Annotated in this window: 21 protein-coding genes; 11 read left to right on the forward strand and 10 right to left on the reverse strand. The window is 59.3% G+C overall.

The window, feature by feature from the left end:
• Positions 1-24: 24 nt before the first annotated feature.
• Together AB1286_RS23405 and AB1286_RS23410 are read right to left on the reverse strand one after the other, a co-directional pair.
• Positions 25-411, reverse strand: coding sequence for an SRPBCC family protein (locus AB1286_RS23405; protein ID WP_430365632.1), 387 nt, complete (start codon positions 409-411; stop codon positions 25-27).
• Between the two features lie 521 nt (positions 412-932).
• On the reverse strand, positions 933-1,142 hold the full coding sequence (locus tag AB1286_RS23410) for a hypothetical protein (protein ID WP_430365633.1): 210 nt from the start codon (positions 1,140-1,142) through the stop codon (positions 933-935).
• A 39-nt stretch (positions 1,143-1,181) separates the two neighbouring features.
• Between AB1286_RS23410 and AB1286_RS23415 the strand changes: the two genes are divergently transcribed.
• The 9 genes from AB1286_RS23415 to AB1286_RS23455 all read left to right on the forward strand — a co-directional run bounded on the left by AB1286_RS23415 (position 1,182) and on the right by AB1286_RS23455 (position 8,157).
• Positions 1,182-1,469, forward strand: coding sequence for a putative quinol monooxygenase (locus AB1286_RS23415; protein ID WP_430365634.1), 288 nt, complete (start codon positions 1,182-1,184; stop codon positions 1,467-1,469).
• Between the two features lie 198 nt (positions 1,470-1,667).
• Positions 1,668-2,147 (forward strand): hypothetical protein, encoded by a 480-nt coding sequence (locus tag AB1286_RS23420; protein ID WP_430365635.1) that lies wholly within the window; start codon positions 1,668-1,670, stop codon positions 2,145-2,147.
• Complete coding sequence (locus AB1286_RS23425; RefSeq protein WP_430365636.1) at positions 2,113-2,382, forward strand: transposase; 270 nt, start codon at positions 2,113-2,115, stop codon at positions 2,380-2,382. Before AB1286_RS23420 ends, AB1286_RS23425 begins: the two co-directional genes overlap by 35 nt.
• A complete protein-coding gene (locus AB1286_RS23430; protein WP_430365637.1) occupies positions 2,379-2,984 on the forward strand; it encodes an IS3 family transposase in 606 nt (201 codons plus the stop codon). The genes AB1286_RS23425 and AB1286_RS23430 overlap by 4 nt, the downstream gene beginning before the upstream one ends.
• Before the next feature lie 15 nt (positions 2,985-2,999).
• Positions 3,000-4,397: an IS30 family transposase gene (locus tag AB1286_RS23435; protein WP_430364291.1), complete on the forward strand. Its 1,398-nt coding sequence runs from the start codon at positions 3,000-3,002 to the stop codon at positions 4,395-4,397.
• A gap of 52 nt (positions 4,398-4,449) precedes the next feature.
• Entirely contained in the window at positions 4,450-4,788 is a 339-nt protein-coding gene (locus AB1286_RS23440; protein ID WP_430365638.1) for an integrase core domain-containing protein, read from the forward strand.
• Positions 4,789-4,887: 99 nt separating this feature from the next.
• Entirely contained in the window at positions 4,888-5,760 is an 873-nt protein-coding gene (locus AB1286_RS23445) for a phospholipase effector Tle1 domain-containing protein (RefSeq protein ID WP_430367291.1), read from the forward strand.
• Positions 5,757-6,260: a hypothetical protein gene (locus tag AB1286_RS23450; protein WP_430365639.1), complete on the forward strand. Its 504-nt coding sequence runs from the start codon at positions 5,757-5,759 to the stop codon at positions 6,258-6,260. The genes AB1286_RS23445 and AB1286_RS23450 overlap by 4 nt, the downstream gene beginning before the upstream one ends.
• Before the next feature lie 316 nt (positions 6,261-6,576).
• Positions 6,577-8,157: an FAD-dependent monooxygenase gene (locus AB1286_RS23455; RefSeq protein WP_430365640.1), complete on the forward strand. Its 1,581-nt coding sequence runs from the start codon at positions 6,577-6,579 to the stop codon at positions 8,155-8,157.
• 131 nt (positions 8,158-8,288) lie between these two features.
• On the opposite strand, the gene AB1286_RS23460 is transcribed toward AB1286_RS23455, so the two are convergent.
• The 7 genes from AB1286_RS23460 to AB1286_RS23490 all read right to left on the reverse strand — a co-directional run bounded on the left by AB1286_RS23460 (position 8,289) and on the right by AB1286_RS23490 (position 16,323).
• Positions 8,289-9,089 carry an SDR family NAD(P)-dependent oxidoreductase gene (locus AB1286_RS23460; RefSeq protein WP_430365641.1) on the reverse strand — a complete coding sequence of 267 codons (801 nt, stop codon included), beginning with the start codon at positions 9,087-9,089 and terminating at the stop codon, positions 8,289-8,291.
• Between the two features lie 34 nt (positions 9,090-9,123).
• The gene (locus AB1286_RS23465) at positions 9,124-10,155 is read right to left on the reverse strand and encodes an oxygenase (protein ID WP_430365642.1); all 1,032 of its coding nucleotides are present in this window, start codon (positions 10,153-10,155) and stop codon (positions 9,124-9,126) included.
• Positions 10,136-11,185, reverse strand: a complete 1,050-nt coding sequence (locus AB1286_RS23470; protein WP_430365643.1) for a Rieske 2Fe-2S domain-containing protein — start codon at positions 11,183-11,185, stop codon at positions 10,136-10,138. Before AB1286_RS23470 ends, AB1286_RS23465 begins: the two co-directional genes overlap by 20 nt.
• A gap of 27 nt (positions 11,186-11,212) precedes the next feature.
• On the reverse strand, positions 11,213-12,463 hold the full coding sequence (locus tag AB1286_RS23475; protein WP_430365644.1) for a cation:proton antiporter: 1,251 nt from the start codon (positions 12,461-12,463) through the stop codon (positions 11,213-11,215).
• Between the two features lie 13 nt (positions 12,464-12,476).
• A complete protein-coding gene (locus AB1286_RS23480) occupies positions 12,477-13,922 on the reverse strand; it encodes an NAD(P)/FAD-dependent oxidoreductase (protein ID WP_430365645.1) in 1,446 nt (481 codons plus the stop codon).
• A 125-nt stretch (positions 13,923-14,047) separates the two neighbouring features.
• A complete protein-coding gene (locus AB1286_RS23485; protein ID WP_430365646.1) occupies positions 14,048-14,761 on the reverse strand; it encodes a hypothetical protein in 714 nt (237 codons plus the stop codon).
• A gap of 608 nt (positions 14,762-15,369) precedes the next feature.
• Positions 15,370-16,323, reverse strand: a complete 954-nt coding sequence (locus AB1286_RS23490; RefSeq protein WP_430365647.1) for an aldo/keto reductase — start codon at positions 16,321-16,323, stop codon at positions 15,370-15,372.
• 171 nt (positions 16,324-16,494) lie between these two features.
• Here AB1286_RS23490 and AB1286_RS23495 point away from each other — a divergent pair, with 171 nt between their 5' ends.
• A complete protein-coding gene (locus AB1286_RS23495; protein WP_430365648.1) occupies positions 16,495-17,394 on the forward strand; it encodes an AraC family transcriptional regulator in 900 nt (299 codons plus the stop codon).
• A gap of 24 nt (positions 17,395-17,418) precedes the next feature.
• Here AB1286_RS23495 and AB1286_RS23500 read toward each other — a convergent pair whose 3' ends face one another.
• Positions 17,419-18,345 carry a LysR substrate-binding domain-containing protein gene (locus AB1286_RS23500; RefSeq protein ID WP_430365649.1) on the reverse strand — a complete coding sequence of 309 codons (927 nt, stop codon included), beginning with the start codon at positions 18,343-18,345 and terminating at the stop codon, positions 17,419-17,421.
• Positions 18,346-18,519: 174 nt separating this feature from the next.
• Here AB1286_RS23500 and AB1286_RS23505 point away from each other — a divergent pair, with 174 nt between their 5' ends.
• Positions 18,520-18,924, forward strand: coding sequence for a RidA family protein (locus tag AB1286_RS23505; RefSeq protein ID WP_430365650.1), 405 nt, complete (start codon positions 18,520-18,522; stop codon positions 18,922-18,924).
• Positions 18,925-18,944: the final 20 nt, after the last annotated feature.

Consider the following 18,944-nt stretch of genomic DNA (forward strand, 5'->3'; position numbering starts at 1 on the left):
TGCGAGGCTTGGCTTAAAACAAGATTAAAAGGCGGGGGTGGCAACATCGGATAGGTGAATGCAGTGCTCTCCGTCGAATATCCCGCGAATCCAAACACTGCCTCGCCAGCAAAGATCACGTTTGGGGCGAACCAACAAGACGGTTGGCGTAAAGACGATTGACCCTGATCCGGTCCCAATGACGATCCGAATCGACGAACCCTCGACAAAGTTGCCGGCCACATTTGTGATAAACGGGTTCCAGTCTCTGTAGCCGGTGCTATCGGAAACTACTTTCCACACGTCAGCGGGACGTCGATTGATCAGCACATCAGTAGCGACGCTACGGTCTTTGTGCAGGGCGAAGAGGATACCGGGAAGAGTAACTACCGGTATCGCAACGCCTTTCAGCAAAATCCCACGGACGGTCATCGTTTTCTTTATTGGTTGTCAAGCGCCTGGCGAACCAGTGCTACGAGCTGGGCTTTCTCGGTCTCCGCATTCATCCCGAATCGTTCAAAGATCGGCCCGCGGCGGAGGTCGGCGTACAGTCCTGTTGGGTCCTCGTGAAAGTGCAGGAAGGCCCTGCCCCCACGATAAAACACGCCTCGCGATGTCTCTTTCATGCCCGGTAGTGTACGTAGATCACGTAAGACGTTTTCGAGGCGGTCAAGGGCGGTTGCGCTGGCATGTTTCATCATTTTTCCAGTACAAGATTAAGGCGCTCGGACTTTGAATGGTGAGTGTACCGAATTCGCCTGGGAAAGCCGATAGCGCTCCCCCATGCAGGTGGTATCGACGGACCGCTTATGGCCCGATAGCCGCCCAACGCCGCCAAGCGTGAATTGCCTAGCTTCATAGCCTTACGCATTTCTCGCCTGACCTGTATCCTCGCGTGAAGCCACAGGCCGTTTTCAATAAAATGTTGAAACTGACATTGCATTTCGCGTCTTTTACAGGACGCCGCTCAGGCTGATCATGTGATACAAGACGCGGTACTTAACGAAAGCGTTTGATCCGGCGCGGAAGGTGCCTGTCGAAATCGTTGCGCAACCGCGCGGGCCGATTCGGTGCGGCCCCTCGTCGGTCAGCTCGCGGCCTTGGCTCGTTGCGGTTGCGTAGAGCGACGAAGCGAAGACACGTATCGCAAAGGCGGTTGCCATACCCCTTCGCTCATCACATTGTTGAAAGGAAATTCGCGTATGACTATCAAATTCATCATCGCAGTGATCACCGCGGAACCGGCTCATGCGGACGCCGTCGGGCAGGCACTGCAATCGGCCGTGCCCGCGGTGCGCACCGAGCCCGGATGCATTCAGTACGATCTGCACCAGGATCAGTCGAAGCCCGGAAGGTTCGTGATGATCGAGCAGTGGCGCGACGCGCAGGCGCTCAAGGCACACGCCGAAGGGGCGGCGTTCCAAAAGCTGTCGTCAGTTCTAGACGGCCGGGCATCGCTCGAGATCACCGATTTGCAAAAAATCGCATAACGGGCTTTTCGGCAGTGCGGTCGGCGGCCCTTGATTGACGGAAGACGAGACCGCAGGCGCTTTCGGCGGACCGGCCATCATGCCTGGCCATCGCGGTGCGGGGGTGTATGTACCGAACCAGATCATCGCGGCAACACGTGCCCCCGATGATCTGGCTGATCGGTCGCGCTCGCGGAAAGACAAACAATCGTACACGCAGTGGGTGATTTTCATTTCGCCCATGAGAGCCACATCGAAACCGGAGCGCGCATGATCGAGGCGTCGACAATCCCGCAGAACGTCTATGTGTTCATCGACGGCACCTGGAATAGCGATAAGGAGAAGGCGAAAACCAACGTCCGCAAACTATTCGACGCTACTCGCGTCGGCCTGATCGAAGGTCGAGAGCACCGGAAACTGTACATTCCCGGCGTGGGAAGAAAGCCCACAGCCGAAGCGAGTTCCTTGAAAGAGGCTGACTACGATCGAGAGCTTGCGCGCCTCCTCAATCAGGAGTTTTCAATTGGGATGGCGCCCTTCAGTCGGAACATCCTTGGTGGTGCGTTGAAGTTGACCCGCGAAAACGGACACCTATTCTTTTTGAAGAGGAGGTGCCGTTATGGGCAAGCATCGGAAGGCGTACCCGGCGGAGTTCCGGGCGCAGATGGTGGAGTTGGTGAAGGCGGGACGTACGCCTGAGGAATTGGCGCGCGAGTTCGAGCCGACGGCGCAAAGCATCATCAACTGGGTCGTGCAGGCCGATCGCGATTCGGGCGTGCGCCAGGACGGACTGACGACGGCCGAGCGGCAGGAATTGGCGCGGCTGCGTCGTAAGGTGCGCCAACTCGAGATGGAGCGCGACATACTCTCTCACGCGGCTGCCTGGTTCGCTCGGGAGACGGGGGCCGTACCGCCGAAGGGTACGGATTCATGAAAGCGAACCGGGCCCGCTGGCCCATTGCCACGATGGCGCGGCTGCTGCGAGTCTCCACCAGCGGCTACTACGCGTGGCTCGTGCGGGAACCCTCGAGGCAGGCATGCAGCGATGCGCAGTTGCTCTCGCGCATTCGCATGCTGCACGCCAGTTCGCGCGGCACCTATGGCGCGCCGCGTATCCATGCCCAGCTCAAACGCGAAGGCGTGCATGTCGGGCGCAAGCGCGTCGCGCGACTCATGCGTCTGGCCGGCCTGTGCGGGGCTAGTCGCAGGCAATGGAAATGCACTACGCGACAACGCGCGGGAGCACGGCGTGCCCCTGATCTGGTGCGTCGCCACTTCAGCGCCGCAGCGCCGAACGTGCTGTGGGTTGCAGACGCCACCTACATTCCAACCGGCGAGGGATTCCTGTATCTGGCCGTCGTGCTCGATGTGTTCAGCCGCCGCATCGTAGGCTGGGCAATGTCCAATCATCTGTACACGGAACTGATGCTGCGTGCGCTCGATATGGCGCTCGCGCAACGTCGAGCTCGCGGGGTCATTCTGCATTCCGATCAGGGCTGCCAAGGCGCATTCAACCGGTCGTCGCAACACCTTTAGTCGAGGAGGTGTTGCATGGGTAGAAGTGCAGGACGCGGATATCAGTTGACGGGGCGAGGAGCGATGCACTCGCCGGGCGCGCCGTCGCTTCGGCATGAAACCGAGCGTCTATTTTGGAAGCAAATCGCCACCGGCATCACAAGCGAAAGAGCAGCAGAGGCAGTTGGCGTATCTCAGGCGGTAGGCTCGCGCTGGTTCCGCTATCGTGGCGGCATGCCACTATTTATGTCGAAACCTATATCGGGTAGGTACTTGTCATTTGCCGAACGAGAAGAGATCGCATTGCTCTCCGTCCAGGGCCTCGGGGTGCGCGAAATCGCCCGCCGCATAGAACGCAGCCCATCGACCGTGTCGAGAGAGCTCACGCGCAATGCCGCAACACGTAGTGGCTGCCTTGAGTATCGTGCTTCAGTCGCGCAGTGGAAAGCGGAACGATTCGCCAAACGACCAAAGTCGACGAAACTGGCGACCAATGTGCGGCTTCACCGCTACGTGCAGGAACGCCTGGAGGGCAAGGTGCACGACGCTGATGGCCGTGAGATTGCCGGGCCGCGACAAGCACCGTTCAAGGGGCGAAACAAACCCCATCGCGGTGATCGCAAATGGGTTAATGGCTGGTCACCCGAACAGATTGCCAATCGATTGCAAATCGACTTCCCCGATGATAAGTCCATGCGTATCTCTCACGAAGCCATTTACCAGGCCCTCTACATTCAAGGACGCGGCGCGCTCAAGCGCGAGCTGGTAGGCTGCCTGCGCACCGGCCGTGCGTTGCGCGTTCCCAGAGCCAGGGCGCAAGCCAAGGCATGGGCGCACGTGAGCGAGAACGTGATGATTTCCAGCCGCCCTGCCGAGGCGGAAGATCGGGCTGTGCCGGGCCATTGGGAGGGGGACCTGCTCATCGGCCTGAACCGATCCGCTATTGGAACGTTGGTAGAGAGATCAAGCCGTTTCACTGTGCTCGTACATCTGCCTCGTGAAAAAGACTATGGGCTGATTCCACGCACGAAAAACGGGCCCGCGCTGGCCGGCTACGGAGCTGTCACTATGGCCAACGCACTCAAGAAAACCGTGACGGACCTGCCTGCCCAGTTGTGGCGATCATTGACGTGGGATCGTGGCAAGGAACTGTCCGATCACGCCCGCTTCACAATCGAGTCTGGTGTAAAGGTCTTCTTTGCCGACCCTCACAGCCCGTGGCAGCGCGGCACGAACGAAAACACGAACGGCCTTCTACGACAATACTTCCCGAAAGGCACAGATCTATCGCGGTGGGGTGCTCGCGAGCTTCAAGCCGTCGCCAATACACTGAACAGCAGGCCGCGGAAAACGCTCGGCTGGAGGACACCTGCTGAAGCTCTGGACGAGCACCTAAAAACTGTTCAACAATTCGGTGTTGCGACGACCGGTTGAATGCGCCCAATATACGTCGATTGCCTTCGGACGGCGCTGTCGTGAAGCCTGTGTGCAGCCTTCGATGGGTACGGCTGGCGACTGTTACGACAACGCGATGTGCGAATCCTTCTTCGGCACGCTCGAATCGGAACTGCTTATGCGCGAGCACTTCGATACGCACGAACAGGCGCGAGGACGTTTGTTCTGGTTCCTCGAGGGCTGGTACAACCTGCGCCGCCTGCACAGCAGCATCGGCTACCACTCGCCGCTCGAGTTCGAAGACGAGCACACAAAAAACGAAATCATGTCCCCGTGCGGGTTGCCCACCGCCGGGCGTCGTCGTGGTCGTGACAGGCGACCCGCCGCCCGTCCGTGGACAACCCGCGACTTACCGCTTAACGGAGGTTAAATCACATATCGATCGCTACTGCAAATCCGTCCGTAGAAGCGGGTCAACTTCACGTTTGGGAAGGGGACAACTGCTCGAATTAGAGGCGCTTACAGCTTCATCGTCAAGAATTTCGACAAGCACCGCAAGGATAAACTCTTCCTCTTCGGCTTCAGTCGAGGCGCCTTTGCCGCGCGTTCGCTTGCCGGCTTCATCGGCTACGTCGGCCTGCTTCTGGCCGATAAGCTCGACAAGGTCGAGGAAGCATACGAACTCTATGAGATGAGTCAAGACCCGTCTCAGTCGAAGCTGGCAGCGTTTCTTTATGCGTTGACTGGCCATCGAATCGCATATGAGGATAGTCCGTTCTATGTCCCAACACACTTTCTAGGCGTTTGGGATACCGTGGCGTCACTCGGCCTTCCGTCAAGGCTGGAATGGTTCACGGCGCCATTCACGGAGCATCATCAGGCTGATACTCCTCCGGCTGTGATGACGGCACGACACGCGCTCGCGTTGCATGAAGTGCGCAGTCCGTTCGAACCGCTTTTGTTCAAGTATGACGACAGTCGCGATATCAAAGAAGTGTGGTTCGCAGGCGCCCACGCGGATGTCGGTGGCGGGTATGAAGTCGGGGAGGACGGTCTTTCGAACATTGCGCTGCGCTGGATGGCTAAGGAGGCAGAACCCGCCGGTCTCCTCCTAGAGCCCAGTGCCTCCTGGCTTCAAAATTGGGACGAGCCTTTGAAGGTGCATCACGGGATCCATGGCAAGTTAGCGATGCTCATCCCGACGCCGCGAAAATGGGTGATGGAGGGCAACGTTCTGCGACATCACTTTCATCGTAGTGCAGTTGACTATCTGCGAGACGCGGATCGAATGACTTATGATTTTAAACATTATTGGGTAAATAAGGTTCTAAAGAAAATCGATTCGATAACTTTCTACAAGGCTATTGAATCGTTAATCGTGAACGGTGGATCCGTGCAATGAACTCATCCAACAAGCGTGCCGGAAGGTCGATGTCCAACAGCTCAAAATGGTGGCTTAGTGCGACGCCGTCCGAGGCCAGAGTGGCTAGCGAGGTTATCGACCGATTTATTCACTCTACCGGCCCGGCAAACGCCGAGGAGGTGGAGTCCTTTGCAAGGGGAGTAGCGCTCACTCAACTACTCGATAATAGGGATGCTTTGATGCAAGCGGCTGAAACGGCGCGCTCTGTGCTCAATGGCATCCGACAACACTCAGAAGAAACGCTCCAGCCGGAAGCTGCCGCCGATTGGTATGAAACGCGTGGCATCGCCATTGAGGTAGGTCTAGTCCGAGCCCGCGAACTAGCGGGTTTGGAGCAGGACCGACCATCGAAGTCTGCGATAGAGCAATTTTCAATCTACCTCGAGATATACCGCGGTTCACCGACCCTCGAGCATCTTATCGAGATGGTGCGAAGGAACAAGCTCGAGGCTTTGACCAAGAAACGCTTGAAGCTTTGAAGATCGAGGCTAACGGAAGCCTATCCGGGGTAGGCGATCCACTATCTGTTATCGGCAGTGCGTTACGCTTGCGTAATGAATGTCTTTTCCTTATGCTCGGAACGTCGAAAATGGTGGACCGGTTTGGTAAGCCCCGGTCAGCTCCAGATGCTCGGGAGCCACAATCCAGCCCTTGTTGAGGGCCGCGGACCGCGACGGAAGGCGGACGTACGTCGTCTTCTCGTCGGAAGTTGGCTGCTTACCGCTGCATTTTCCGTTTTCCGAGAAGCTTCGTTCGTCCTTCGCCGCGCCGCGGCATCCTCAAGAAGGACGAATCATGCCAAATATTTCAGCTACCGAACGCACCTCTGTCTTGATCGTTGGCGGTAGCCTGGTCGGACTTTCCGCCGCAATGTTTCTCGCCTGGCGAGGAATCCGGCCTGTCGTGATCGAAAAGCATCTGGGAAGTTCGCCCCATCCTCGGGCCACCGGCTTCACTGAGCGCACGCTCGAGTTTTACCGGACTGTCGGTATTGCCGGCCAGATCCCCGAAGTCCCGGCGGGAACGCGTCTGCGCCGTGTCCGTGCAGCCAGCCTGGCCGGCGAGTGGTATGGCGAGTCTGACTGGACCCCGGGGCAAGACGGCCAGCATACGGGCATGGCGTCGCCGTCCACCGGAGCGGCAATGGCCCAGGACAAGCTCGAACCCATCCTGCGCGCGGCAGCCGCTGCCCACGGTGCCGACCTGCGTCTGGGCGTGGAGATGCTCGGCTTCGAACAATACGCAGACGGCGTCAGCGTCGAAGTCCGGGAGCGCGACACCCAAAACGTGTACCGCATCACGGCCGACTACGTGATCGCGGCGGATGGCGCGGATAGCGCGATCCGTGAATCGCTCGGTATCCAACGGCGTGGCGTAGGTCACTTGCGTACCCTGCGCAGCATTCTGTTCCGGTGCCCGGAAGCCGATCCCATTCTTGCGAAAGGCATACAGCAATTCAACATCGAACAAGCCGACTTTCGCGGCTTCCTGACAACCTACGGCGATGGCCGCTGGGTGCTGATGTTTGACGATGCCAAAGAGTTCAGCGAAGTTGAGCCCGGCGAGCTGGTCCGCATGGCGCTCGGTGCGGACTTTGCGTTCGACATTCTTACGACCGGCCGCTGGGAGATGGCGGGGCGAATCGCCGATCGCTACCGGGAGGGGCGGATTTTCCTTGCCGGCGACGCGGCGCACCAACTGCCTCCGACGCGTGGCGGCTTTGGCGCGAACACCGGCATCGACGACGTCTGGAACCTAGCATGGAAGCTCGAATGGGTGCTGAAGGGGCACTCGTCTCCCCGCTTGCTCGACACCTATAGCGATGAACGGCAACCCATCGGCTGGCTCAGGCACCAGCAGACCTTTGCCCGCCCCGACTATGCCGCGTGGGTGGGTGAAGCGCTGAAGGGCGAGATGCTGTATGGCAACGACGCGATGGAGCTTGGGCAACTGCACCGTTCCTTTTCGGTCATCGGTGCCGGAGCGGACTTGCCGCCGGCCGCAAGTCCGGACGACTGGGCGGGGCAGCCGGGAACCCGCGCTCCCCATGTGTGGATCGAGCAGGATGGACAGCGAGTTTCGACGCTCGACCTGTTTGCGCATGAGTTGGTTCTGCTGACGCAAGACGTTCGCTGGTTCGACGCAGCGCGCGAAGCCGACGCCCGGCTGCCGCTACCGTTTAAGGCCGTTCTCGTTGGTGTCGACGTAGCGTTTCCAGCAGATGCGCCATTCGATCAGCGCTTTGGCGTATCGCCGACTGGTGCGGTGCTCGTACGGCCTGACGGCGTAATCGCATGGAGATCCGAGGATTTTGCTACGAATGCGAGGGAAATTCTGGAAGAGTCAATCAGATCTCTAAGCGCTTGTACGAAATAACTTGAGAAGCTTCATAGTCCTGGCGTGGCTACCCTGCCTGCCCGGACTATGTTGCCGTGGGCCGCGATCTCGCGTCAGCGTACCGTCGCCGAATATCAACGGGGCCCGGCCACCTGGATTTCGGCCTCGGTTCAACAAGTCAGTATGCCGCCGTCCACAACAAAATTTGCCCCCGTGACCCAACTGGACTCGTCGGAGGCGAGAAACAGCGCAGACCACGCGACGTCCTCTGGCGTTCCGAAGCGCCGAAGCGGAATGCGTGCCAACATGCGCTCGCGTGCGGTCTCGTCGTTGGCGAATGCGCTTTGCGTGGCCGGCGTCATCACCAAGCCGGGGGAAATCGTATTGGCACGAATCGTCGGAGCGCCTTCCACGGCGAGTTGCCGCGTCATCGCGAGCACCGCTCCCTTCGCGGCGCAATGTGCGGTCATCCCGAAGACCGTCGATGCGCGAAACGCGGCAACCGACGCGAAATTGACGATCGACGCGGACCGACTTCGCTTGAGATACGGCCATGCAAACCGGCACGCATGAAAGACGATATCGACCTCGCCAACGAGCGTCGGCGACCACTGACCTTCATAGTCGAGTTCGGTGAGCGGCGCGGTATCCGGTGCGCGAGCACCTGCATTGACGAGTACGTCTATCCGGTCGTAACGCTTTCCCCCTTGATCGATGAAGCGCGCGACGTCGGTTGCTTTTGTTAAATCACAAGGTGTGACGATGTCGATCGATAGTCCGAGTTTGTCCGCTTGTGTTTGTGTCGCTTCGGCCGCGCGCGCGTCGATGTCACAGCCGATCACAATCGCGCCGGCCTCGGCAAACTTCAGCGCACATCCTTTGCCGATGCCGCCGCCAACCCCGGTCACGAGCGCAACCTTCCCGCGCAGCCGGCCCTGCGCGTCCCGGGTACCGCTACGCATCTTCTCCATGTTGTCTCCAAGTCGATGATCGATACGGTTCGGTTCACACCGGCATGCCCAACAAGGCCCGCACATCCCGCCCGGGGTGAGCGTCCGGCGCGTACGCGAAGTCTCCCGCCGCTTGCCGCCTGGCAATCTGTTGCATGAGAAATCGATAGCGAGCGCCGGCGCCGTCGAACCGCGAGAACAAGTCGCGCCTTTGCGACGGCTGCGCATAGCGGCTACTTTGCGGCCCGACCATCACGTTGTCTTGCGGGCCCACCACGTAAGGCGTCATCGGCATCAAATATCGGAGCGGGAAGGGCGCACAACGCGCGTCCAACGCGAAATTGAGCCGGCAGCGGTGCTGCGATTCGGGTACGCACGGGTGAAATAACTTCAAATCGATTCCGGGCGAATAGCGTCCATAGGCTAGTGCGACCGAACTGCGCACGTGAACGTGGATCACTGCCCGCACATCCTGATACTTCGCTCGCACACCGCCGAACCAGCGCATGATCGGCGCGACCGATTTGTGGACGCAGTTGCGGATCATCGTCACGGTTTCAGAGGTGTATTGCACCTCGATTCGATCCTCGTCGGAATGCGCGTCGCCAAGCACGCCTGCGTGCAAGAAGTCCGCATGCGTGAGGTCGAGCAAGTTCTCGATCAACAGAGGCGAGCAGCAATCGAAACGTACCGTGCCGAGCATGTAAGCCGGCAAACCGCCGGCCGGCGGCAAGAACGGCACGTCCGGCACGAGCGAGGCGTGTGCGTGGTTCGGATTGCCGTACCACACCCAGACATAACCGTAACGTTCGAGCACCGGGTAGGAGCCCAGCGCGTCCTCCGATTGTGCGCCAGGGTAAGGGAGCAAGGGCGTGCGGGGGGCGCGATGCGATGCATGCAGCTTGCCCTTGATGCGCCACAGATAGCAAGGCTCGTCATGAATCTGCCGACGTATGGGATATTCGCCGATATCGCGTGCATGAGCGACGCTTTGCCAAGCATCGCGCAAATCGAATCGACTAGGCACCCAATCCTGTTCGAGCAGGCGTTGTGTGGTAATCGCCTCGTCAAACACTCGATCCGCCATGAATCGTCTCCTGTCGAGGGGTGGATGCAGCCTCCGTGGGTACCTCGGGTTGTGTCGCACCCGAGGGCCCAGGATGCATCCACGAGGTCGAGTGCAATCGAGCGAGGCGCGCGAGTAAATGACCATCGATGTTCGAGATCATTCGAAACGGCGCGGCCCCGAGGCGCGTGCGCGCTCGCAGCAGCGCGGGGCCGAGGCCGGCGGCGGCAGGCAGCACCGTGCCGCGCCAATTCACAGCGGTTGTGCCACGCGCGGCCGGCGAGACGGCAACCATGGCGATCAAGGCCAACTGCTCGTCGCGCGTCAAGAGTTCGACGCTCAGCAATGCACCGTTCGGTTCGCACGATAGCCTGAGAGTCCATGGATAGTCGGTTACGAAGCGATGGTTGCGCCGTCTCGCGACCGAAACGACACCCCATTCGATCCCGACCTGCCCATCTTGCTCGCAGGCGTCCGCGCTCACATAGTTAGTAATGTGCAGGCCGGAGAGGCTAATCAGTAAATGAGGGCCGTCAGCCAGCGCGGCCAGATATTCGTCGTACGGGGTGGCTACGGTTGTGCAACCCCGAAAACGCGGCCCGCCGTGCGGCACCCGCGATGGCGCGACGTGCGGCTCGTTTTCCCCAAAACCTTGTCGGCGAACGAAGACGAACCCGTCGCGCTCGGTCACGCAGTAGGGCTGCGCCATGTAATGCGACGGTATGCGCTCGCCCTTCGAAAGGTTGGGGATCGCCGTACACATGCCCGAGACGCCGTCGTAGGTCCAGCCATGGTATCCACATTGCAGTTGTCCGTCCGGCGTGACGCGCCCGAGAGAGAGGGGCGCACGTCGATGCGGGCAACGGTCTTCGAGTGCGCGCACCTGTCCTTGCCCGTCTCGATACAACACGATGGGTTCGCCCTCGTAGAACGCACCGAGTGGCGCTTGGTCGCTCACTTGTTCCGACAAGGCTATAGGCCACCAACGCGCGCCCATGCCGCGAGCGGCAAGCGTGGCTGGCGGTAGGCGCGATCCATTCGGCACGTCCATGGTTTCGTTTTCCTAGAAGCTAGAACGTTATCCGGTAGTCGCCGCAGCGGGGCGAAGTGCGTGCCGCCGATGCCGTGCCCATCGGTGCGTGAATTGAGCGCTGACCGCGGTCATGATCAATGTCGCAATGAGCAAGACGGTGTAGAGCGAGGGGCTGATCAACTGCAATTGCAGCCCGATGCTAAGCACCATCAGCTCGACGGTGCCGCGGCTGTTCATCAACGTGCCGATCAAGCGCGACTGCTCGTGATCGATACCGCACAACCGAGCGCCGATATAGCAGCCGCCGAACTTCCCGGCGATGCCGGCGACGAAAAAGAGCATGAGCCAACCCCACAGCGTGGGTGAGTGCAATGCCGAAACGCGTGCCTGCATGCCGGCGCTGACGAAGAACAGAGGCGTGAGCACCAGATCGGCGAGGCCTGAGAACTGGCGCTGCCATAGCTGTAGCAGCTCACGCCTGCGCGACATATTGACGGCGGCGATGAGCGCACCGAACGCGCTATGAAAGCCGAAGGCCGTTGCCGCCCAAGCCGAGAGCAACAGGTAGCAAAGCGCGCAAACGACCATCGCTGAAGTGCCGCTCCAACGCTTGGCGGCGTCGAGCATCGCCAGCACGGCCGCACGCACGATCGTCACCGACACGGCGAAGAAACCCGCTAACATCAGCATGCCGTGCAACGCCGATAGGGCCGAGAATGCCGATGTTGCGATGGCGCCGACGCTGGCAAGCATGAGCCAGCCGACGGCATCGGTGATCGTCGCGGCGAGGATCGACAGACGCGCCGATGCATGCTCCGCGATGTGGGCCTCCTCGATAATGCGTGCCATCACGGGCAAGGCCGACACTGAGAGTGCGATGCCGCAAAAAAGCACGTAGGCGATGCGCGGCACATTCGGCGACGAAAGCGAAGCGTTGCTGAAAGCAGCCAGAGCGCACCCCATGACGAACGGACACGCCATACCGAGGGTGGCGATCGCGACCGGTGTCCAGGTAGCCGAGCGGGTCTTCGGTATCTCCCCGACGATGTGCGCGCCCGTTTGGAACATCAGAAAGACTAGGCCGAGTTCGCCGAGTTTCGCGAGTATCGCCGCCGAGGTAGAGGTGAATAGCGCGTGATAGTGAGCCCCGCCGACTGCGCCGAGTACGGATGGCCCGAGCAGCAGGCCGGCGACGAGCTCGCCGACGACCTTGCCCTGGCCAAGCCGACGCGCCAACGAGCCGCACACCGATGTTGCAACGATCGCCAGACAGAGCTGAAGCATCCAATTGGACATGGGCAAAGCGCCTTTAGACGGTAATTGCGACGCGCTTGAGACCAAGCCTTGGTTTGGTCGCCACATACAGACCATCGAGGGCCATGTCTTCCGACAGGCACGGTAACCCCTCGATGGCGTCGAAGAAGCGCGCATTGTCTTCGGCCTCTTTCGAGCCTACTGCCGTCGTGAGCGCCCCCTTGTCCTTGCGCAGGGCCAGGTTTGCATCGACGCGGCGAGCCATCTCGCCCATCAGGTGCGACGTGACCTGCTCGGCATCGGCGATGTCTTCGAGTCCCGAGACGAGGTTCAGGAATGCACGGCGGATATCGCCGGCTTTGAGCGTGTAGTGGCTAAGTTCGTCGGCCTTGCTGTAATAGCCGAGCTTGCCGTGGGCTTCGTAGAACGTCTGTACGAATACCAGGAAGCGCAAATAGGCCTGGTGGTAGCTATTTCCATAGTAGGTGCCGGCTTCTTGTTCGGTCACCTCGTCGCGCAAAATGCTCGCGATCGAAGCGGCCGAAAGCATGCCGCTGTACATGGCCAGATGCACGCCCGTCGAGAGCAGCGGATCGAGAAAGCATGCGGCGTCGCCGGCCAGGAAAAAGCCCTCTCCTGAAAACTGATCGCTCGTGTATGAATAATCTTGCTCGACTTTTATCGAGGTGGCGAGTCGCCCGTTCTTCGTCAAGTTCGTGATGATAGGGCTCATCGCGATCGCGTCGTCATAGATCTGCTCGAGCGTACGTGTCTTTTTTGCTTCGCTGAATGCGTCGCGGTGCATGACGACCCCGACGCTCACGCGCCCGTCCGAGAGGGGAATTCCCCACCACCAGCCGTCGGGGATCGAACTGACGATGATCGCCCCCTCGGCGCAATCGTCGGGCCACGTTACGTCCTCCCAGTACCCCCACGCGGCAATGTTTCGGAAGATGTCGTGATATTTTCGATTGTCGAGATATTGCGTCGACATGAGCCCCTTGCGTCCCGACGCGTCGACCAGGAAATCGAACTCTATCGTCGAGAGTGACTCGCTTCCCTTCGTCGCGCATACCGCGCGGCGCGGGCGGCCGCCTTCGAACTGCAACTGTTGCACCGTCACGCCTTCGCATACGCGTGCGCCCAACATGCGCGCATGGTGCAGCAGTAAATGATCGAACTCCTCGCGCCGCACCTGATAGCTGTACCGGAAGGAGCCGCCGAGTTCGCCGAAATCGAGCGTCCAGGTCTCGCCTTTCCAGTTGAAGTAGGCACCGGGCTTGCGCTGAAATCCGTAGCTGTCGAAGAGCTTGCGGGCACCCATCAAACCTAGGATTTCGAGGCACGACGGCAGCAACGATTCGCCGATGTGGTAACGCGGAAACACGTCGCGATCGAGCAGCGTCACCTCGATCCCCTCTCTAGCCAGAAAACCTGCGGTGGTGGCGCCGGCCGGGCCACCGCCGATGACGAGCACCTTCGTATGATGCGGTAGTGACATACTGCCTCCTGGTGGAAAGACGCGAGCGATCGCCGCGGGCGCGCCCGCGCACAACCGGCCAAGGGTGATATTTCCCGCAAGCGACGCCGCGGTCCGAACGAAGAAGCGACGACGTGGTTCGGCTGCTAGGCGATCGTATTCATATCGGCCAGAGCAATCTTGTTGATCTCGTATTTGTGATCGAGAAATTCGCGGAAACTAGCGAAATGGTCGTCGACGATCTCGACGGCTTTCATCCGCATCTCGTCGGACAGCACTTGCTTGAGGAACACCGACGAATCGATCGAATGGTCGAGTTCGTCGTCGATGTGCTCGGCGCCCAGATAGCGCAACACGGCGCCGGTGTCTTCTTCGTACATCGCTGCGAGCTTGCGCGATGTCGTGAAAAAGACCTTGGACGTTGCTTCGCCCGCCTCCATTTGCGCCATCTTCAATAGTGGATCGCTACCGCAGCGGCGCGCGCGGGAAATCAGGGAATACATGTATTTTCGGACGGTGTAGCCGAGGTCGTCCCAGATGATCCCGATCGCGGTTTCGCAGTCGGTCGCGCGATTGTTCACGCCAAGCGTCTTGATATCGGAAATCATCATCCGCCAGTGTTCGGCATCGACGTCGACGTGCGCGTTGATCGCACGCTCGAGCTCCGTCTTGGGATTCTCGTAGTGGTAGTACATCTTGTTGATGTCACGGAATGTCATGGCCAGATGAATCAGCAGCGGCGACCAGATTCGCATCAGCTCCTTGATCTGCGGTACCGATATGTCCTCGAGTTGTGCAAATACCGGATGACTTAGGAGCGCAGCCTTTTCAACACGAATCCTATCGAAAATCTGTTTCATGATCTGATTTCCTATGTTTGAAGGGCGAGAAAAAACGGGGCCGATGCCGGCACGATTTACGTGCTAGAGGACATAGACGGTAAATAGCTATATTCGGAACTACGACGGACCGTATGCCGTGGCAAATATGCCGAAATCGGCAAGGTGTATACACGCTGCCTGAATGAAAAAATGACGAGAAATAGACTGATCGAGCAGTCGCAAGGGGCGCCTTGCGTCTCAGCTATTGTGTTCGCATGCAATAGCAAACGTCGATCAAAGATCTTCGGGCGTACAATAACTACCTATTCAATAGGGCGATCGTCTGATGTAGTGTTCATGTATTAAGGGGTTGGATAAATAGTCGTTTGATGGAAATTGATTTCGGGTTGGAATTCATTCTAGGTTGAAATCGAATATTGTCAAATCAAAACAACTGTCTTGGACTAATCAATGAGCATATAAACCCCCGTTTTCTGGTAGGTTTATTGGTTAATTGAATATAAATTCGTCAATGAAATTGATTCAACGGCGGTTGAAGCATCCGCCGGAATCGTTCGCTGAGTGGGAAGAGGGGGCGGATCGATTCGGTCGACGATCGGGCGTTCCGCGGGGGGAGGGGGGCACATTTACATCTCTTGCTCCCACCAGCCGCGCGTGTTGACATTTGTTGCGTCAGCGATCGCTTCCAGTTCTGCAATGTCCTCGTTGGAAAGCGTCATGCCGGCGGCGCGGGTCAGTCCATCGATATGGTTGGGCTTGGTCACGCCGATGATCGGTGTCGTACCTTTGGCAATGGCCCAAGCTGTCGCGACGTCGGGCGCTGCTGCGCCTTGTCTCCGGCCGATCGTGGCGAGCTTGTCCGTCAGCACCGTCAGTTGAGGCAGCATGCCATTGTAAATTTCGGCGCGATTGCTGCCTGCCGGTAGAGGGTGCTCCGGACTGTACTTTCCGCTTAAGGCCCCCTGTTCAAGCACCATATAGGCGAAAAACGGGACGCCTTGGCTGCCGCAGTAGTCCAAGATGCCGGCATCTTCAGCGCTGCGGTACAGGAGGCTATAGTGGTTTTGCACCGCTTCGATACGGAACCCGGCGCCGCGTAAGATCCGGTCGGCGAGTTCGATCTGGCTCAGATTATGATTCGATACGCCGACATGCTTGACCTTCCCGTTTTCGAGCAACGGGATCAGCTGAGGCGTCCAGCGTGCTACATCGGCCGGATTGTGAATCCAGTAAAGATCGATGTAGTCGGTACCGAGGCGGCTTAGACTTTGTTCCAGCATGTCCGCTACCGGATGGTCGCAGGTTGCCGCAGCCTGTGGAGTGAATTTCGTGGAGAGCTGATAGTCATTGCGAGCGTAGCGTTTCAGTACCTTTCCGAGCATGCGCTCCGAACGCCCCATACCGTATACCACGGCGGTATCCCACAGGCTGAAGCCTCCGGCGTGGGCCCTGTCTGCGACTTCTTCCAAACCCGACTGAGTCAGCCGGCTACCGAAGTAGCCGTCGCCAGTCTCGCCGCTATCGCCCCACGCCCAGGTGCCCAATGCTATCGTGGGGTTCTTAAGTTTATCGATCGTCATCTTCGCTCCATACTTGTTGAGCGGCTAAGCCTGCTGTGACCTAGACGCGCGAACATGGTGATGCGTTGCGTGGCCGAACCGGTAGCCCGATTCACCGAGATTGCTGCCCAATCCTCCAGAGACCGCGGGTTCGCATTGCCGTCTTGCAGCACCCGTGCGATTGTCTTATCCATGGAAAAACTGACAGAAATCGGGGCCCTGATTGCCCGGCATACGTCCAGGGATGGCTTTCATGCCACCCCCATCGAACGTGTCACGCTTGTTCGATCCTCCACGGTGACGATGCCGATGCCGAATGTGTACCGGCCGCAACTGTGCCTCGTCGTGCAGGGGCAAAAGGAGGTCACGTTGGGCGATCACGTGTTCAGATATGCGCCGGGGCGCTATGGGATCGTGACCCACGACCTGCCGGTGACGGGCCAAGTGATCGAGGCGACGCCTGAGAAGCCTTATCTCTGTCTATACCTCGATTTCGATCCCGTCATGCTGGGGCAGTTGACGTTGCGTGTGCCGTCGCCGCCGGCATCGACTGCTCCGCCCGTAGGGAAGACCGTTTCCCCCGCCAACGCGGGTCTGCTCGACGCGGCGCTGCGTCTGCTGCGCTTGCTCGACGAGCCGGCCGCGGTGCCTGTGCTCGGGCCGCTTGCCGAGCAAGAAATGCTCTATCGCTTACTCACCGGCCCCGACGGTGTCAGGATGCGTCACATCACCGCGAGCCAAGGTCGGGTGGCTCAGGTCGGCCGCGCCATCGCTTGGATCGCACAAAACTTTAAGGAGCGATTCAGCATCGAGAGACTTGCTGCGGAAGTAGGAATGAGTTCGTCGAGCCTGCACGAACATTTTCGGGGCGTGACGGCCATGACGCCGCTGCAATTCCAAAAACAACTCAGGCTACAGGAAGCCCGTAGCTTGATGCTGGTGCAGGATCTCGACGCTACCACGGCCGCCTTTTGCGTAGGCTACGAAAGCCCCTCGCAATTCACGCGAGAATATCGGCGTCACTTTGGAGAACCGCCGGCGCGTGACATCGCGCGTCTGCGCGCTTCGCCGGGTTTGGCCGTTGTGACTTGAGTTCTCCTTTAGGATTTGCGCACCTCAATGTCGAACCCGCCAGGGCACCGGATTGAATGCTTCCTTCGCGGCTTGCAGGAACACGCGTTGACGAATCGTCAAACCCTCGCGCGTGGGCGTCAAGGCGATCACCGGTGCCGGCTCGAGGCGCCATGCCGGCAAGACGCGTTTGAGTTTTCCTTCTTCGATCAACCGCGAACAATCCCATTCTGATCGCGCGACCACGCCAAGACCGTCGACCGCCCAGTCTCTGACCACTGTTCCGTCGTTCGAAGACAATGCGCTGCTTAACCGAACCGTTACGGCCTTGCCAATTCGTTTTCCCGCGGCATCGTGTTGAGTGAAACGCAGGCGGGTCACATCTTCATCGTTTTCTCGCAGGGTGAGGTAAGGGTGCCGTGTGAGCTCGGACGGATGCTTGAGTTTCGAGAGGCTTCGCGCCAAAGCAGGGCTTGCGCAAAGGAAGCGGTCGTTCGGGGCTAAAAAATGTCCTACCCAGGAGGACCCTTTGATGTGCCCGATGGAAATGACCGCGTCGGCGCCCGACGCGGCATCGAGAGGACTTTCGGCCAGGATGAGCGAAATCATGAGATTGGGATGCGAACGATGCAGATCCCGAACGAGCGGCGCGACGAATTCACGACCGAATCCGAATGGCGCAACGATACGCAAATGGCCGCTCACGCCGCTCGACTCTCCGGAAATGCGCGACGGGATGGATTCGATCCGCTCGAGAATGTCGATGGCTTCCTGCACCAAGCGCTGGCCCTCTTCAGTGAGGGAAATCCCTCTGGCGGCGCGTGTGGCAAGACGCAATCCTATACGTTCTTCGATGCGTTGAAGCCGTACCGTGACGGCGGGCGGCGTGAGGTCCAACAGCCGCGCGGCCGCAGCGAGCGATTGCGACGCACCGAGCGCACGCAGCAGTTGCATGTCTTCCAACTGAAGCATTAAGACCTCGTTAACGATGAATTCATGAGTTATTAAACACGGCGAAAATATTTTTTTCTATAGTGGGCGGCGTGAGTCTGGTGCCGTCAACGGCGCCGATCCAAAAAGCGCTGGCTTTCGTCGCTTCCAGCGAAGGAGCTAGGCATCTTTCCATTTATAGCGACCGTGATCTTTATGGATCAGAGCGAGCAAGGTGAACAGGCCCCTCGAACGGTGAACCCCACCGGACTCGCTACGCCGGGAGGACACTACAGCCACGTCTCGATCGCGAATGGCCTGGTTTTTGTGTCGGGGCAGCTTCCGATCGATGCGACGGGCCGCAAACTGACGGACGGGCCGTTCGAAGCCCAAGCCGAGCAGGTGTTGGCCAATTTGGCTTGTGCACTGGCCGGCGCGGGCAGCGACGTCACGAAACTGGTCCAGGTCCGGGTCTATATCGTCGATATCGAGTATTGGCCGAGTTTCAACGCGATATACGCGCGTTGGACCGGAGAGGCGAAACCCGCGCGTGCCGTTGTCCCCGTTCCCGCACTGCACTTCGGTCTGAAGATCGAGGTAGAGGCGGTGGCGATGGTGTAGGCGGCCTCGTGCGACGGCAT

This window comes from Trinickia sp. NRRL B-1857, from assembly GCF_050470685.1.
GTDB lineage: Bacteria > Pseudomonadota > Gammaproteobacteria > Burkholderiales > Burkholderiaceae > Trinickia.

What these genes read in the sequence shown, in the direction of transcription:
- AB1286_RS23450 (WP_430365639.1), top strand. Translation starts at nt 5,757, where the DNA reads ATGAACTCATCCAACAAGCGTGCCGGAAGGTCGATGTCCAACAGCTCA.
- AB1286_RS23415 (WP_430365634.1), top strand. Translation starts at nt 1,182, where the DNA reads ATGACTATCAAATTCATCATCGCAGTGATCACCGCGGAACCGGCTCAT.
- AB1286_RS23495 (WP_430365648.1), top strand. Translation starts at nt 16,495, where the DNA reads ATGGAAAAACTGACAGAAATCGGGGCCCTGATTGCCCGGCATACGTCC.
- AB1286_RS23505 (WP_430365650.1), top strand. Translation starts at nt 18,520, where the DNA reads ATGGATCAGAGCGAGCAAGGTGAACAGGCCCCTCGAACGGTGAACCCC.
- AB1286_RS23430 (WP_430365637.1), top strand. Translation starts at nt 2,379, where the DNA reads ATGAAAGCGAACCGGGCCCGCTGGCCCATTGCCACGATGGCGCGGCTG.
- AB1286_RS23410 (WP_430365633.1), bottom strand. Translation starts at nt 1,142, where the DNA reads ATGGCAACCGCCTTTGCGATACGTGTCTTCGCTTCGTCGCTCTACGCA.
- AB1286_RS23475 (WP_430365644.1), bottom strand. Translation starts at nt 12,463, where the DNA reads ATGTCCAATTGGATGCTTCAGCTCTGTCTGGCGATCGTTGCAACATCG.
- AB1286_RS23405 (WP_430365632.1), bottom strand. Translation starts at nt 411, where the DNA reads ATGACCGTCCGTGGGATTTTGCTGAAAGGCGTTGCGATACCGGTAGTT.
- AB1286_RS23465 (WP_430365642.1), bottom strand. Translation starts at nt 10,155, where the DNA reads ATGGCGGATCGAGTGTTTGACGAGGCGATTACCACACAACGCCTGCTC.
- AB1286_RS23485 (WP_430365646.1), bottom strand. Translation starts at nt 14,761, where the DNA reads ATGAAACAGATTTTCGATAGGATTCGTGTTGAAAAGGCTGCGCTCCTA.
- AB1286_RS23480 (WP_430365645.1), bottom strand. Translation starts at nt 13,922, where the DNA reads ATGTCACTACCGCATCATACGAAGGTGCTCGTCATCGGCGGTGGCCCG.
- AB1286_RS23425 (WP_430365636.1), top strand. Translation starts at nt 2,113, where the DNA reads ATGGTGGAGTTGGTGAAGGCGGGACGTACGCCTGAGGAATTGGCGCGC.
- AB1286_RS23500 (WP_430365649.1), bottom strand. Translation starts at nt 18,345, where the DNA reads ATGCTTCAGTTGGAAGACATGCAACTGCTGCGTGCGCTCGGTGCGTCG.
- AB1286_RS23470 (WP_430365643.1), bottom strand. Translation starts at nt 11,185, where the DNA reads ATGGACGTGCCGAATGGATCGCGCCTACCGCCAGCCACGCTTGCCGCT.
- AB1286_RS23490 (WP_430365647.1), bottom strand. Translation starts at nt 16,323, where the DNA reads ATGACGATCGATAAACTTAAGAACCCCACGATAGCATTGGGCACCTGG.
- AB1286_RS23460 (WP_430365641.1), bottom strand. Translation starts at nt 9,089, where the DNA reads ATGGAGAAGATGCGTAGCGGTACCCGGGACGCGCAGGGCCGGCTGCGC.
- AB1286_RS23455 (WP_430365640.1), top strand. Translation starts at nt 6,577, where the DNA reads ATGCCAAATATTTCAGCTACCGAACGCACCTCTGTCTTGATCGTTGGC.
- AB1286_RS23435 (WP_430364291.1), top strand. Translation starts at nt 3,000, where the DNA reads ATGGGTAGAAGTGCAGGACGCGGATATCAGTTGACGGGGCGAGGAGCG.